Annotated in this window: 16 protein-coding genes; 13 read left to right on the top strand and 3 right to left on the bottom strand. The window is 71.5% G+C overall.

Features of this window, described 5'->3' with window-relative positions; genetic code table 11:
- The first annotated feature begins 131 nt into the window (after positions 1–131).
- The 8 genes from F7R91_RS23570 to F7R91_RS23530 all read left to right on the top strand — a co-directional run bounded on the left by F7R91_RS23570 (position 132) and on the right by F7R91_RS23530 (position 7,904).
- Entirely contained in the window at positions 132–518 is a 387-nt protein-coding gene (locus tag F7R91_RS23570) for an STAS domain-containing protein (protein WP_150951098.1), read from the top strand.
- 217 nt (positions 519–735) lie between these two features.
- Entirely contained in the window at positions 736–1,242 is a 507-nt protein-coding gene (locus F7R91_RS23565) for an ATP-binding protein (RefSeq protein WP_150951097.1), read from the top strand.
- Between the two features lie 234 nt (positions 1,243–1,476).
- Positions 1,477–2,178, top strand: coding sequence for an LPXTG cell wall anchor domain-containing protein (locus F7R91_RS23560; protein WP_150951096.1), 702 nt, complete (start codon positions 1,477–1,479; stop codon positions 2,176–2,178).
- Between the two features lie 90 nt (positions 2,179–2,268).
- Positions 2,269–3,132 carry a COG1470 family protein gene (locus F7R91_RS23555; protein WP_150951095.1) on the top strand — a complete coding sequence of 288 codons (864 nt, stop codon included), beginning with the start codon at positions 2,269–2,271 and terminating at the stop codon, positions 3,130–3,132.
- A 14-nt stretch (positions 3,133–3,146) separates the two neighbouring features.
- Positions 3,147–4,205, top strand: coding sequence for a hypothetical protein (locus F7R91_RS23550; protein WP_150951197.1), 1,059 nt, complete (start codon positions 3,147–3,149; stop codon positions 4,203–4,205).
- A 77-nt stretch (positions 4,206–4,282) separates the two neighbouring features.
- Positions 4,283–5,530: a hypothetical protein gene (locus F7R91_RS23545; RefSeq protein WP_150951196.1), complete on the top strand. Its 1,248-nt coding sequence runs from the start codon at positions 4,283–4,285 to the stop codon at positions 5,528–5,530.
- A gap of 266 nt (positions 5,531–5,796) precedes the next feature.
- Positions 5,797–6,474, top strand: coding sequence for a response regulator transcription factor (locus F7R91_RS23540; protein ID WP_150951094.1), 678 nt, complete (start codon positions 5,797–5,799; stop codon positions 6,472–6,474).
- A 158-nt stretch (positions 6,475–6,632) separates the two neighbouring features.
- Positions 6,633–7,904, top strand: coding sequence for an ATP-binding protein (locus F7R91_RS23530; RefSeq protein WP_150951093.1), 1,272 nt, complete (start codon positions 6,633–6,635; stop codon positions 7,902–7,904).
- 75 nt (positions 7,905–7,979) lie between these two features.
- On the opposite strand, the gene F7R91_RS23525 is transcribed toward F7R91_RS23530, so the two are convergent.
- Complete coding sequence (locus tag F7R91_RS23525) at positions 7,980–8,483, bottom strand: GtrA family protein (protein ID WP_150951092.1); 504 nt, start codon at positions 8,481–8,483, stop codon at positions 7,980–7,982.
- A gap of 164 nt (positions 8,484–8,647) precedes the next feature.
- Between F7R91_RS23525 and F7R91_RS23520 the strand changes: the two genes are divergently transcribed.
- From F7R91_RS23520 to F7R91_RS23505, 4 genes are all read left to right on the top strand, one after another.
- Positions 8,648–9,787 carry a 5-(carboxyamino)imidazole ribonucleotide synthase gene (locus tag F7R91_RS23520; RefSeq protein WP_150951091.1) on the top strand — a complete coding sequence of 380 codons (1,140 nt, stop codon included), beginning with the start codon at positions 8,648–8,650 and terminating at the stop codon, positions 9,785–9,787.
- Positions 9,784–10,308 carry a 5-(carboxyamino)imidazole ribonucleotide mutase gene (gene purE, locus F7R91_RS23515; protein WP_150951090.1) on the top strand — a complete coding sequence of 175 codons (525 nt, stop codon included), beginning with the start codon at positions 9,784–9,786 and terminating at the stop codon, positions 10,306–10,308. The genes F7R91_RS23520 and purE overlap by 4 nt, the downstream gene beginning before the upstream one ends.
- A 5-nt stretch (positions 10,309–10,313) precedes the next feature.
- Positions 10,314–11,492, top strand: a complete 1,179-nt coding sequence (locus F7R91_RS23510) for a dipeptidase (RefSeq protein ID WP_150951089.1) — start codon at positions 10,314–10,316, stop codon at positions 11,490–11,492.
- 147 nt (positions 11,493–11,639) lie between these two features.
- A complete protein-coding gene (locus tag F7R91_RS23505) occupies positions 11,640–12,767 on the top strand; it encodes a dipeptidase (protein WP_150951088.1) in 1,128 nt (375 codons plus the stop codon).
- A gap of 24 nt (positions 12,768–12,791) precedes the next feature.
- On the opposite strand, the gene F7R91_RS23500 is transcribed toward F7R91_RS23505, so the two are convergent.
- Complete coding sequence (locus F7R91_RS23500) at positions 12,792–13,187, bottom strand: VOC family protein (protein WP_150951087.1); 396 nt, start codon at positions 13,185–13,187, stop codon at positions 12,792–12,794.
- A gap of 15 nt (positions 13,188–13,202) precedes the next feature.
- On the bottom strand, positions 13,203–13,562 hold the full coding sequence (locus tag F7R91_RS23495; RefSeq protein WP_150951086.1) for a VOC family protein: 360 nt from the start codon (positions 13,560–13,562) through the stop codon (positions 13,203–13,205).
- A gap of 137 nt (positions 13,563–13,699) precedes the next feature.
- Here F7R91_RS23495 and F7R91_RS23490 point away from each other — a divergent pair, with 137 nt between their 5' ends.
- A complete protein-coding gene (locus tag F7R91_RS23490; RefSeq protein ID WP_150951085.1) occupies positions 13,700–14,203 on the top strand; it encodes a CGNR zinc finger domain-containing protein in 504 nt (167 codons plus the stop codon).
- Positions 14,204–14,432 lie beyond the last annotated feature (229 nt).

The raw sequence follows: 14,432 nt of genomic DNA, 5'->3' as shown, positions 1-14,432 counted from the left end.
GAGCCCGCCGCAAGTGCGTTTTGTGGAGTTATGTCCGTTTGTGGGGGGTTGTTCGGGTGTCGGGGTGTGTGGAGAAGGCGTAGTGTTCGAGGGCGTCAGCAGCACCCACGACGTCGGGAGAGAGAGACGGCATGGACCGCGGGACGGTCGGCAGTACCCAGTCAGGCCGGCTTCTGGTTGAGGTGCGGGAAGAGGGCTCCAGCGCCGTCGTGACCCCGGTGGGTGAGTTGGATCACCACACCGCCGAATTGTTGCGTGAGCCACTCGACGAGTGCCTCGCCAAGGGGCTCAGTCGCCTGGTGATCGACTGCTCGCGCCTGGAGTTCTGCGACTCCACCGGGCTCAATGTGCTGCTCGGCGCGCGACTGAAGGCGGAGGCGGCCGGTGGCGGGGTGCATCTCGCGGGCATGCTGCCCGTCGTGGCGCGGGTCTTCGAGATCACGGGAGCGGAAGCGGTCTTCGCTGTCCATGACAGCGTCACAGCGGCCCTGGCCGACGATGCGGGCGGCGAGGGCTGAGCCCGCCGGCCCGGTGGACCGTGTGCCGGCAGCCCCTCTGTGCCGGCGGTTTTCAGGCGCAACGCGTTTCATGCCGAATAGGGGGTGTTCTGCCGGTCCGGTCGGGCAGGAGACCTCAGTACCGCACGACGTACTGAATGCCGTACCGCCGGCCGCCGTACTGACCGTGCAGTGACTTTTGAATCGTGAACCGGTGAATCGGTGAGGTGAAGCGCTGATGAGCACCACCCGGCCTTACCCGCCGGGCGACCGCGGCCCGGAGCCCAGCGGGGCTTCCGGGGCGTCCGAGGGGGGCGCGGCTGTGTCGTCGGGGGGCCAACACGTCCGCAGGCTGAGCTTCGACGGCGAGAGCGGTGTCGTACCGCTCGCCCGCGACTTCGCCCGCCAGGCGCTCTACGCGTGGGGCTGGCTGCCCGCCGCCGGCGCCGATCAGCGGGCCGCCGCCGAGGATGTGCTGCTCGTCGTTTCCGAGCTGGTCACCAACGCCTGTCTGCACGCCGAGGGCCCGGACGAACTGTGGATCTCCTGCGACAACAAGGTGATCCGCATCGAGGTCTCCGACAAGGGCGGAGGGCAGCCGGCTCCCCGTACCCCGCACCGCGCGGGGCGCCCCGGCGGTCACGGGATGTTCATCGTGCAGCGGCTGTGCCTGGACTGGGGAGTCGTCCGGGCTCCCGGGGTCGCGGGCAAGACTGTGTGGGCGGAACTGGGCGCGCCCGCATAGGCCCGCAGGGAAGCGGCGGCACCTGGTCGGCCCGGGTGAGCGGCAGGTCCTGGAAGCCGGCCGCGCGCCCCACTCGCCGCCGATCGGCGGTCACTCGCGGCGCGAACCCTTCTTCGTACGACACGTCTTGCGCGCCGGATCACCACAGATCCGGCGCGCGCTGTGTCTTCCCTCCTCAAGGCCCCGGGCGTACCTTGACGGCCGATCTGATGTGCCGTCAGGAATGAGGGGACCGTGTCGAACCGGACGTACCACATACGAACCGCCGCGCTCGCGTCCGCCGCGGCCCTGGCCGGCTCGGCGGTGCTGATGGCCGCCCCCGCAGCCCACGCCGAGGTCGTCGACGTCAACTACCAGTGCAAGACGCCGATCGGCGACAAGAGCGCCGTCTCGCCCATCGACATCAAGGGCGTCAAGAGCGGCGGCGGCTACAAGATCACCATGTCCTGGCAGAAGGGCGTCTCGTCCAGCCCGGTCGAGCTGGGCAAGGGGTCGATGAAGCCGAGCGCCACCATCGAGCTGGGCGGCGCCGACAGCGGCACCGTACGGGTGACGGGCCCGGCGAACCAGGCCGCGATCCCCGCGAACACCCCGATCAAGATCAACGACCTGAGCGGGACGTACACCCCGAAGAAGACCGGAAAGGTCACGTTCACGGCGGGTGTGCTCACCATCGAGGCCCTCGGCACGACGACCACCTGCACGCCGTCGAACAGCCCGGGTCCCTCGCTCACCCTGGACGTGACGGCGGCGGCCGGAGGTTCCTCGGGCGGCACGTCCCAGAGCGGCAGCGGCTCCGGTGCCGAGCTCCCGCAGACCGGCCCCGAGGACTCGGCGATCGCCCTCGGCACGCTGGGCGGCACGGTGCTGCTCGCGGGCGCGGCGGGCGCGCTGTGGCTGACGCGGAGGAACCAGACGGCGCGGCCGCGCCACTGAACCACGCCCGCCCCATTTCGCACGCCACCCACGTTCGTACGCCCCCCACGTCCGTACGAACCGCACCTCCGTACGACGCCGGAGCCGCCCATGCCGTCAACCGCCCGTGTCCCGTGCCTGACCCTGCTGTCTCTGCTGCCCCTCGCGCTGCTGATGGCCGCCGCCCCGGCGGCGACGGCCGCGGACGGGTGGTCCGTCGTGCCCTCGGGCGGCGGGCGGCCGTCCTTCTACGCCGAAGGCGCGCCGGGGTCGGTCCTCGAGGACAGGGTGTCCGTGGTCAACCGGGGCGACGAGCCGGTCACCGTGCGGCTGCGTGGCACAGGCGTGCGTGTCACCTTCGCCGAGAGCGGTGTGCGGGTCCCCGCGCGGACCCGCGCCGACGTCCCGTTCACGGTGACCGTCCCGCCGGGAGCCGCCCCCGGCGACCGCTCCGGCACGATCCTCGTCCGTGACACCCGTGGCCGCTCCCGGTCCGTGCCGCTCCGCCTTCGGGTCGGCGGCCCCGAGCTCTCGGCGCTGACCGTCGAGAACGTGGCCGTACACGGCGACCGCATTGCGTACGAGCTGGTCAACCGAGGTACGACCGTCCTCGTGCCGCGGCTCGCCGTGCGCGCCGACGGGGTCTTCGGCCCCCTTCTCGACCGCGCCCCGCGCACCCTGTCCGTCGAACTGCCGCCGGGCCGCCGGCTGCGGCTCACCGAGCCCTGGCCCGGCCGGCCCGCCCTGGACGCGGTCGACGTGCGGCTGACGGTGACCGCGGCGGGCGGGGCGCGCGACTCGGCACAGGCGTCGGCACGGTTCGTGCCGTGGGGCGCGGTGGCGGGGGCCGCGGGTGCGCTGGCCGCGCTCGGCGCGCTGGTCGTCTTACGAGGTCGCGGGCGCCGTGACCCCGATGACGGCCCGGCGCCCGAACACCACCGTGGCGAAGCCGAGTTGACGGGAGCGGCGAGGTGAGCGGCAAGGTGCGGATGACGGCGCTGGCGGCGGTGCTCGCCCTGCTTCTGCTGCCTCTGTCGGGCACGGCGACGGCGGCCGACAGGCCGAGCGTGAGGCTCTCCACATCACAGGCGGGGACGGGGGGTTCGATCACGGTCACCGGCAGCGGCTGGCGGCCGCACACCCTGCTGATGCTGCTGATCTGCGGGCAGTCCGTGCCGTCGCGGGGTGTCGTCGGCGGCACCAACTCCTGCGCCAACGCGGACGGACGGGCCGTCACCACCGACGCCCGGGGACGCTTCGGCAAGAAGCTGCCGGTGGCCGAGCCGCCGGTGCCCTGCCCCTGCGTGGTGCACGTGGCGACGGCGACCGGGGCCGCGGCGGAGGCCGACGCGATCTTCCAGGTGGCCGGGCACGCGGTCGAACCGCTGCCCGCGGAACCGGCCGGCGGACGGCTGTCCGTCCTCACGGACACCCGGCTCGACGGGTCGAGCGGCCTGCTCACCTGGTTCGGGGCGCCGCCCGCGCGCACCCTCGTCTTCACCGTCGGCAATGTCGGCACCTCGGCCGTCAAGAACCCCGTGTTCCACATCGGCACCTCCCACGGCGTGTTCGCCCCGCAGTGGGAGGAGCAGCAGTGGCGCGGCACGATCCAGCCCGGCAGGAAGGCGCAGATCAGGCTTCCGGTCGAACTGCCCGGCGGGGCGCACGGCGACTACACGGTTTCACTGAAGTACGGCGGCAAGGTCCTCGCCGAACAGCCCTGGGGCGTGGGCCGGCCCTGGGGTGTCACCCTCTTCTGGATCCTGGCCTGCCTGGTGGTGCCGGCCGCGCTGTTCCGCGCCGGGATGGCCGTGGTGGACCGGGTCGGGCCGCGCCGCCCGCGCGGGGTCCGCCACCGCGGGCTGCGCCTGCCCCCACTCGCCCTCCGTCTGCCGGGATCGCACACCCCCGCCCGGACACCATCCCCCACCACGACCCTGCCGTGGTTCACCCCGGACTCCGATCCGGGCACGGCCGGCCGGCTCTCCGCACCGCACGACGACAGCCCGACGAGCCCCACGGCTCCCACCAGGAAGGGACCCATGTGAGCAAGCGAAGGAGAGTCATACCGGGCGGTGCCGGGCGGTGTCGCGGACGGAGAGCGGGCGCGTCCTGTGTCGCGCTCGTGCTCGGTGGCGCGGGCGCCCTGCTCGGCGTGGCCGCCGTTCCCGCCCACGCCGCCGAGGTGGCGTTCGCGACCCACTGCATCCCGCCGTCCGGCTCCGGCGTGGACCCCGTGGACGGCACCACCAAGGTGGAGATCACCGCCCCGGCGACCGCGAAGGTCGGCGACGAGGTGGAGGTGGTGTGGAAGTTCGTGCAGGCCGCCTCGAAGAACCCCGGCCCCATCGACCTGCCGGCCAACTCCGTCAAGCCGACCGGCACCCTCAAGGCGGCGGGCGCGCAGACCGCGGGCATCGCGATGGAGGGGCCGCAGGAGAACCCGGTCATCCCCAAGGGTTCGGACATGGTGATGTCCGACATGAAGGGCAAGCTGACACTGACGGCTCCCGGCGAGCTGACGCTGACCCCGGACGCGTACGACATCAATGTCCTCGGCACCGTCACCAAGTGCGCGCCCACGGAGGCGGTGAAGCCGGCCGGCACCATCAACGTGACGGCGGGCGGGGGGACTTCGTCGACGAGCCCGACCCCTACCGGCTCCGCCACCGTGACCAGCACTCCGACGAACACCGTGAGCGCCACCCCGAGCGCCTCCGCCAGTGAGAGCGACGGCACCGGCGGCCGGACCGAGTTCATCGGCAAACAGGTCGACATCCCCTACAGCTGCCAATCGCCCCTCGGCGAGAAGAAGGCGACCTCCCCGATCCAGATCAACGCCAAGAAGGACGCCGGGAGTTTCGGTCTCACCGTGCAGTTCAAGAAGTCCGTGATGGACAGCCCGGCCGACATCCCCAAGGACTCGGTCAAGCCGTCGATGGAGGTGGTCCTCGGTGGTGCGGACAAGGGCACCGTGCATGTCGAGGGCCCCACGAACTCCGAGCCCATCAAGACCGGCGACCCGATCGAGATCCCCGATCTGACAGGCACCTACAAGCCTGGCGCGAGCGGTGAGTCGACGCTCTCCCCGGGCGTGCTGACCATCGAGGCCCTCGGTACGACGACCACCTGCAAGCCGGACAGGACGGCGGTCTCGCTGACCCTCGACACCACCGAGCAGGCGAGCGGTGCGTCCGGAGGCAGTTCCTCCGGCGGCACCACGGGCGGCTCCTCCGGCGGCACCTCGGGCGGCCTGGCCGACACGGGCTCCGAGAGCCACGGCGCCCTGAAGGCGCTGGGCCTGGTGGCGGGCACGGCGGTGCTGCTGGGTGCGGCGGTGTTCACGTTCCTGCCCCGGCGGCAGGCCCGCTGACGGCAGCGGAAGGGGCCGCCGTACTCCCTGGGTGCGGCGGCCCTTCGCGTGGCTGCGGTGCTACGGGCGTAGATTCACCATACTTCATGACAGTGCTCGAATTAGAACGACTTGGCATCCGAATCACAGGGTTCCGGTGCAACCGCGGACGTGTTTCCAAGGCAGTCCACAGGATCGCATCCCAAAGTCATAGGTATGTCCGAAGGTAAGAATCGCGGCCGTCGATCACACCCCGGCTCTTGTCAAGGGCGGTCTACCATCACCTCATGACCCGTGTACTGCTCGCCGAGGACGACGCGTCCATCTCGGAGCCGCTGGCCCGCGCACTGCGCCGGGAAGGGTACGAGGTCGAGGTGCGCGAGGACGGCCCCACCGCGCTCGACGCCGGAATGCAGGGCGGTGTCGACCTGGTCGTGCTGGACCTCGGCCTGCCCGGCATGGACGGCCTGGAGGTCGCCCGTCGGCTGCGCGCCGAGGGACACACCATCCCCATCCTCATCCTGACCGCGCGGGCCGACGAGGTGGACACCGTCGTCGGCCTCGACGCGGGCGCGGACGACTACGTCACCAAGCCGTTCCGGCTCGCCGAGCTGCTCGCCCGCGTACGGGCCCTGCTGCGGCGCGGCGCCGCGGAGCCGCAGCAGCCGGCCGCGACGCACGGTGTGCGCATCGACGTCGAGTCGCACCGGGCCTGGATGGGGGAGGAGGAACTGCAGCTCACCGCCAAGGAATTCGATCTGCTGCGGGTGCTCGTGCGGGACGCGGGGCGGGTCGTCACGCGGGACCAGTTGATGCGTGAGGTCTGGGACACGACGTGGTGGTCGTCGACCAAGACGCTGGACATGCACATCTCGTGGCTGCGGAAGAAGCTGGGCGATGATGCGGCCAATCCGCGGTACATCGCCACCGTGCGGGGTGTGGGGTTCCGGTTCGAGAAAAGTTAGCGCGGCGGTCGGGCGGGGCGGCTGGTGCGTGTGCGCGGCTGCGGGTCGTCCGTGGCTGGTCGTGCAGTTCCCCGCGCCCCTGACGGCGCTGCCCCGGCCCGGTGTGTCCAGGCACCGGGGCACACTGGTCGTCGTAAAGCCACCGACCGGAGAGTCCTGTGCGTCGTCGTCTGATTCAGTCCACCCTTGCGGTCGTGCTCGTCGTGATCGCCGTCTTCGGGGTGTCCCTCGTCATCGTGGAGACGCGGACGATCAGCAACAGTGCCCAGGAGCGGGTCGACTCCGAGGCGCAGCGGCTGGCCAGCATCGTGGACAGCCGGCTGCTCAGCTCCGAGGCCGTCGACGCGGGCGCCCTCCGGGAGCAGGTCTCCCGGGACCGTTACGCCGAGATCCGGATCCCGGGGGAGCGCGTCATCGAGGTCGGCACCCCGCCGTCCGGTGACGTGATCAGCGGCAAGGCCGAGGGCGAGAAGGGCGAGACGGTCACCGTTGAGGAGCCCCGCTCCTCCGTGACCCGTGAGGTCGGGCGCACGCTGCTGATCATCGGCCTGGTCGCGCTGCTCGCGGTGGTGGCCGCGGTGCTGCTGGCCGTCCGCCAGGCCAACCGCCTCGCCTCCCCGCTGACCGACCTCGCGGAGACCGCCGAACGCCTGGGCTCGGGCGACCCGCGCCCCCGGCACAAGCGGTACGGCGTCCCCGAGCTGGACCGGGTCGCCGATGTCCTCGACGCCTCCGCCGAGCGCATCGCCCGTATGCTCACCGCGGAACGCCGGCTCGCCGCCGATGCCTCTCACCAGCTGCGCACGCCCCTCACGGCGCTGTCCATGCGGCTGGAGGAGATCACCCTCACCGACGACCCGGACACCGTCAAGGAAGAGGCCAACGTCGCGCTGGCCCAGGTGGAGCGACTGACGGACGTGGTGGAGCGGCTGCTGACCAACTCCCGCGACCCCCGTACCGGCTCCGCCGTCGCCTTCGACCTCGACGAGGTCATCCAGCAGCAGCTCGCGGAGTGGCGGCCCGCCTACCGCAGTGCCGGCCGTGCGATCGTCAGCTCCGGCAAGCGGCACCTTCAGGCGGTGGGCACGCCGGGCGCGGTCGCGCAGGTGCTGGCGGCACTGATCGAGAACTCCCTCATGCACGGCGGCGGCACGGTGGCGCTGCGCACCCGGGTCACCGGGAACCAGGCGGTCATCGAGGTCACGGACGAAGGCCCCGGCGTCCCCGCAGACCTGGGGGCACGGATCTTCGAGCGGACGATCAGCGGGCGCAACTCGACGGGCATCGGCCTGGCGGTGGCGCGGGACCTTGCGGAGGCGGACGGCGGACGGCTGGAGATGCTCCAGACCCAGCCGCCGGTATTCGGCCTGTTCCTGTCCCGCACACCACTGAAGAAACCGAAGTCGGAAGAGGGACCGACGGTCCGCTGACCGAACCACGAAGGGCTGCGCCACTCAGCCGCGCCCGGCCGGGGGCTGCAGCACCGGCCGCGAGGGGCCCGAAGGTCAGTTGACGCGCTGCTTGGGGCGCGGCTTCTTCGCTTCTGTCTCCAGGAACGATTCCGCGCTTGTCATGGTCTCCATGGCCGGCAGTGTGCGGAACACCCACGTGCGGTAGGACCAGAAGCGGAACAGCGTCGCGATGCCGATGCCGATGAACTTGAAGATGTTGTTCTGCAGCGGGCTGCGCCAGTCGAAACCGTAGGTGGCCGCGTAGAGGACGCCGTTCTCGATCACCAGGCCGGCCGCGCTGAACAGCAGGAACAGGGTGAGTTCCTTCGTACGCCCGCTCTTGTCGCGGTCACGGTAGGTGAAGTAGCGGAACCCGACGTAGTTGAACCCGATGGCGACGACCGTCGCTATGACGCTCGCCCGCACCACCTGGAGGTCGGTCAGCTGCCGTACCAGGTTGAAGACGAGGAGGTTGACCAGGACACCGGCCCCTCCCACCGCGCCGAACTTCGCGACCTCGTGCACCAGCCTACGCACCCCTGAGGAACCACGTCCCATGGTCGTACAGGCCCCCAGTCGGTCGGTTTCGTCAACCAAGCCATGCTAACCAGCCGCCTCGGCAAACGCCTGTGGACGATCTCACAGCTTGGGAAAGGCGCGGGAAAAGGCCGGTAAGGAGGAGCGGAAACCAGCCGCGGTGGCGTGGCCGATACCCTAGGGGCGTGACGTTCCCGGTAGTCGGCATGGTCGGCGGGGGCCAGCTCGCTCGTATGACACACGAGGCGGGCATCCCGCTCGGCATCAGGTTCAAGCTCCTCAGTGACACCCCTCAGGATTCCGCGGCGCAGGTCGTGAGCGATGTCGTCATCGGCGATTACCGCGATCTCGACACGCTGCGCGCGTTCGCGCAGGGCTGCGATGTGATCACCTTCGATCACGAGCACGTCCCCACCGAGCACCTCCGGGCCCTGGAGGCGGACGGCATCCCCGTGCGCCCCGGCCCCGACGCGCTCGTGCACGCCCAGGACAAGGGTGTGATGCGGGCGAAGCTCGACGCGATCGGCGTGCCGTGCCCACGGCACCGCATCGTGAGCGATCCGGCCGACGTGGCCGCGTTCGCCGCCGAGGGCGACGGATTCCCGGTCGTCCTCAAGACCGTGCGCGGCGGCTACGACGGCAAGGGGGTGTGGGTGGTGGACTCCGCCGAGGAGGCCACCGACCCCTTCCGCGCCGGCGTCCCCGTGCTCGCCGAGGAGAAGGTCGACTACGTCCGGGAGCTGGCCGCCAACGTCGTACGGTCCCCGCACGGCCAGGCCGTGGCCTACCCGGTGGTCGAGTCCCAGCAGGTGAACGGCGTCTGCGACACCGTGATCGCGCCCGCGCCCGGCCTCGACGAGAACCTCGCCCTCGCCGCCGAGGAGATGGCGCTGCGGATCGCCAAGGAACTCGGCGTCGTCGGCCACCTCGCCGTCGAGCTGTTCCACACCCGCGACGGCCGCGTCCTCGTCAACGAGCTCGCGATGCGTCCGCACAACTCGGGCCACTGGACCCAGGACGGCGCGGTCACCAGCCAGTTCGCCAACCATGTCCGGGCCGTCCTCGACCTGCCGCTCGGCGACCCGCGCCCGCGCGCGACATGGACGGTCATGGTCAACGTCCTCGGCGGCGACTACCCCGACATGTACTCCGCGTACCTGCACTGCATGGCACGCGACCCCCAGCTGAAGATCCATATGTACGGCAAGGACGTGAAGCCCGGACGCAAGGTGGGCCACGTCAACACCTACGGCGACGACCTGGACGACGTCCTCGAGCGCGCACGTCACGCTGCCGGCTACCTGAGAGGGACGATCACCGAATGAGCCCCGCTGTTGGCATCGTCATGGGTTCCGACTCCGACTGGCCCGTCATGGAGGCCGCCGCCCAGGCCCTCGACGAGTTCGAGATCGACTACGAGGTCGACGTCGTCTCCGCGCACCGTATGCCGCGCGAGATGATCACGTACGGTGAGCAGGCCGCCGAGCGAGGGCTCAAGGTGATCATCGCCGGTGCGGGCGGCGCCGCCCATCTGCCCGGCATGCTCGCCTCGGTCACCCCGCTGCCGGTCATCGGCGTCCCCGTGCCGCTGAAGTACCTGGACGGCATGGACTCGCTGCTGTCGATCGTGCAGATGCCGGCCGGAGTGCCCGTTGCCACCGTCTCGGTCGCCGGTGCGCGCAATGCCGGCCTGCTCGCGGCCCGCATCCTGGCCACGCACGACGAGGAACTCCTCGGCCGTATGCGGGAGTTCCAGCAGGAGCTCAACGACCAGGCGACCGAGAAGGGCAAGCGGCTGCGAGCCAAGGTCGAGGGCGCGGGCGGCGGCTTCGGCTTCGGGAAGTGAGGGGCGTGAGCTCTCTGGAGGAAGCCCGGGAGCTCCTGCGCGAGTTCCCGGTCGTCGACGGGCACAACGACCTGCCCTGGGCGTTGCGCCAGCAGGTCCGCTACGACCTCGACGCCCGCGACATCGCCTGCCGCCAGAACGCCCATCTGCACACCGACATCCCCCGGCTGCGCGAGGGCGGCGTCGGGGCGCAGTACTGGTCGGTGTACGTGCGCTCGGACCTGCCCGACGCCGTCCCCGCCACGCTCGAACAGATCGACTGCGTACGGCAGCTGATCGCCCGTCACCCGGCCGACCTCAGGCCCGCCCTGACGGCCGCGGACATGGAGGCGGCGCGCGCGGAGGGCCGTATCGCCTCGCTGATGGGCGCGGAGGGCGGGCACTCGATAGCCAACTCCCTCGCCACCCTGCGGGGTTTGTACGCGCTCGGCGTCCGCTATCTGACGCTCACTCACAACCACAATGTGGCGTGGGCGGACTCGGCGACGGACGAACCCGGCGTCGGCGGTCTGTCGGCCTTCGGCCGTGAGGTCGTGCGTGAGATGAACCGCGAGGGCATGCTCGTCGACCTCTCCCACGTGGCGGCGACGACGATGCGGGACGCGCTGGACACCACGGCCGCGCCGGTGATCTTCTCCCACTCGTCGGCGCGAGCCGTCTGCGACCACCCGCGCAACATCCCGGACGACGTCCTGGAGCGGCTGCCCGCCAACGGCGGCGTGGCGATGGTGACGTTCGTACCGAAGTTCGTGCTCCAGGCGGCGGTCGACTGGACGGCCCGGGCCGACGAGAACATGCACGCCCATGGCTTCCACCATCTCGACACCACGCCCGAGGCGATGAAGGTGCACCGCGCCTTCGAGGAGGGGAACCCGCGCCCACCCGCCACGGTGTCCACGGTCGCCGACCACCTCGACCACATGCGCGAGGTGGCCGGCATCGACCATCTCGGCATCGGCGGGGACTACGACGGCACGGCCTTCACCCCGGACGGCCTGAACGACGTCTCCGGCTACCCCAACCTGATCGCCGAGCTGCTGGACCGCGGCTGGTCCAGGGCCGACCTCGCCAAGCTGACCTGGCGGAACGCGGTGCGGGTGCTGGGCGCGGCGGAGGACGTGGCGCGCGGTCTGCGGGCCGCCCGCGGGCCTTCCAACGCGACGATCGAGTCCCTGGACGGCTGACCGGGCTCGTCGGTCAGGGGTGCCGCACTCCTCGGGTGCGGTACCCCCGAACGCCCCACCCACCAGGAAGCCCCCTCGGCCCCGTGCGACGGTGACCGTACTGCACCAGGACGATCACGACGCAGCTCACGACGTACGGAGCCCGCCATGGCAGACCTCCAGGACGAACTGCACGCCGACCCGGAGGCCGGAGCGCTCGGCGACCTGCCGGAGTCCCTCCCGGAACTGCCCGCGACCGGGCCCCGCACATCCGTCCTGGACCCGGACACCGCCTGGCTGGAGCGGGCCCGCGCCGTCCTCGCCGCCCATCCCGTCGCCGACGGCTACTGCGGGCTGCCCTGGGCGCTGCGGCACCTGCCCTGGTTCGACCTGGAGCTCGGAGAGAGCGCCGTCGGCACGGACATCCCGCGGCTGCGCGAGGGCCATGTGGGCGCGCAGTTCTGGTCGCTGCGCCTGCCCGAGGGCCTGCACGGCGACCGGGCCGTCGGGGCCACCCTGGAACAGCTCGACCTGGTGAGGACGGTGGTGCGCACCCATCCCGAGGGGCTGCGCCTCGCCCGTACGGCCGGAGAGACCGCCGACGCCCGCAACTGCGGCCGCATCGCCGTTCTGCTCGGCCCCGCCTCGGCCGCCGCGCTCGGCGACTCGCTGGGCATCCTGCGCTCCCTGCACATGCTCGGCGTGCGCGTCCTGACACTGTCGGGGGCGTCCTGGGCGAGCGAGGCCGGGCTGACCCGGTTCGGCGAGGAGGTCCTGCGCGAGATGAACCGCCTCGGCGTGATCCCGGACCTCTCGGGCGCCTGTGACGAGACGGTCCGCCGGGCCGTTGCCGCCTCCAAGGCACCGGTGCTGTGCACCCGCTCCGCCGCCCGCGCGCTGCGCCCGCACCCCGCCAACCTCCCCGACGATCTGCTCGCCGAGCTGGGCGCCGCGAAGGGCCTGTGCATGGTCCCGCTGACCGCCGAGCAGACCGGCCCGACCGTCCGGGACGTCGCCGACCACCTCGACCACGTACGCGAGGTCGCCGGTCCGGAGTCCGTGGGCCTGTCCGGCACGTACGACTCCGGTACGGCCCACCCTCAGGAACTCCCCGACGCCTCCCGCTACCCCCACCTGATCGCCGAACTACTCCGCCGCGGCTGGCCCGAGCCGGACCTCGCCCTCCTCACCTGGGCCAACGCCCAACGGGTCCTCCGCGGAGCGGACTTCACGGCGAAGGCCGCCCAGCTGCGACGCCGGCCGTCTACGGCGAGGATCGCGGAGCTGGACGGGTAGCGGGACGCCGGACAGGTGCCTCGTTCAGGGGTCGTCGATCCTGCACAAGCAGAACGGGTGCCCCGCCGGATCGGCGTACACCCGGAAGTCCTTCTTCTCGCGGTCCTCCAGGTCCAGTGGCCGTGCGCCCAGCGTCAGTACCCTCTCGTGCGCCGCGTCCATCTCCTCCCAGGTGGACCCGGCGGCGAAGTCGAGATGGAACTGCTGTGAGTTCCGGTCCGCCCGCGGCCACTCCGGCGGGGTGAGACCGGGCGCCCGCTGGAAGGCCAGCCGTGGCCCGCCGGGGACCTGGAGCACCACCCAGTCGTCGTCCTCGGCCTGCGGCGTACCGCCCGCGACCCCCGCGTAGAAGGCCGCGAGCGCGAGCGGGTCGGGGCAGTCGAGGACGACGGAACGCAGACGGGCCACGGACGACGCCATGAGGTTCCTCCCGGCTCAGCAGGCGCAGAGGCAGAACGGGTGCCCCGCCGGATCCGCGTAAACCCGCCAGCCGCGTGAGCGGTCCTCCGTGTCCAGCGGCTTCGCGCCGAGCGCGAGCACCCCCTTCTCGGCCGCGTCGAGGTCGTCGACGACCAGGTCCAGATGGAACTGCTGCGAGGCGTCGGGCGCGGGCCACTTCGGTGCCACATACCCGGGCGCGGCCTGGAACGCCAGCGGCTGTCCGCCGGGCACCTTCAGGTCCACCCAGTCCCCGCCGCCCTCGACGGTGCCGCCCACCACCTCGGCGTAGAAACCGGCGAGCGCGCGGGGGTCGGGGCAGTCCAGGACGACGACGCCGAGTTTCGCGAGTGCCATGACGTTCTCCTTGGTCGATGCGGTCGGTGATCTCGATGAGGTCAGTTACCGGCAGACGCAATTAGCTGGTAACCGTTACCTCATGCTCCTGCATTGGAGGTAACGTCGCAAGAGGATTCGGAAGGTAGCGTGCAGCCATGAGTGAGAGATCGCCCGCGCCGGGAGCCCTGGCTCTGGTCGAGTCCCTGGTGAACACGCTGGACATCGAGTCGGGCGCCGACTCGTTCGACACGGCGGACGGCCGGGCACGGTTCGGGCTCACGGAGGGCGACCTGCCGGCCGCGCGGGAACTGCGCGAGTCACTGCGCGCCGTACTGCTCGCCCACGCCGGCCATCCGCCGCACCGCGAGGTGACCCCGCTCGGGCAGCTGCTGGCGGGCGCGCCGCTGGTCGTGGCGGTCGACGAACAGGACGGCTCCGCGCTGCTCACCCCCGCCGACCGGGGCCCGCTGCCCTCCCGTGTCGCGGCGGCCGTTGCCGAGGCCCTGGTCGCGGGCACCTGGACGCGGCTGAAGGCCTGCGAGTCCGTGACCTGCCACTGGGCGTACTACGACCGCAGCCCGGCCGGCCGCGGCCGCTGGTGCTCGATGCAGGTGTGCGGCGCACGCGCCAAGATGCGGCGCTACCGGGCGAAGGACTGAGGCGCTGAGGGAGTGAAGGGCTCAGGGGCGAAGGAGGTGAAGGGCTGAGGGACCGACCGGTGACCTGGCCCGAGCACCGACCTTCGGCAAGCGATTCCCGAAGCGTGGGGGAGACGTGGACAATGGGGTGGGCGCCGCTCCGGCCGGCTGAGCCCCGGCCGGAGCGGCGCCCACCCGATGCCGGGGCCATGCCGGCGTCGTGCCGGGTCCGTACCGGGGTTCCCCCGAG

This window comes from Streptomyces luteolifulvus, from assembly GCF_008806595.1.
GTDB lineage: Bacteria > Actinomycetota > Actinomycetes > Streptomycetales > Streptomycetaceae > Streptomyces > Streptomyces luteolifulvus.
The sequence above is the reverse complement of the archived record's forward strand: the minus strand, read 5'-3'. Positions and strand labels throughout refer to the sequence as shown.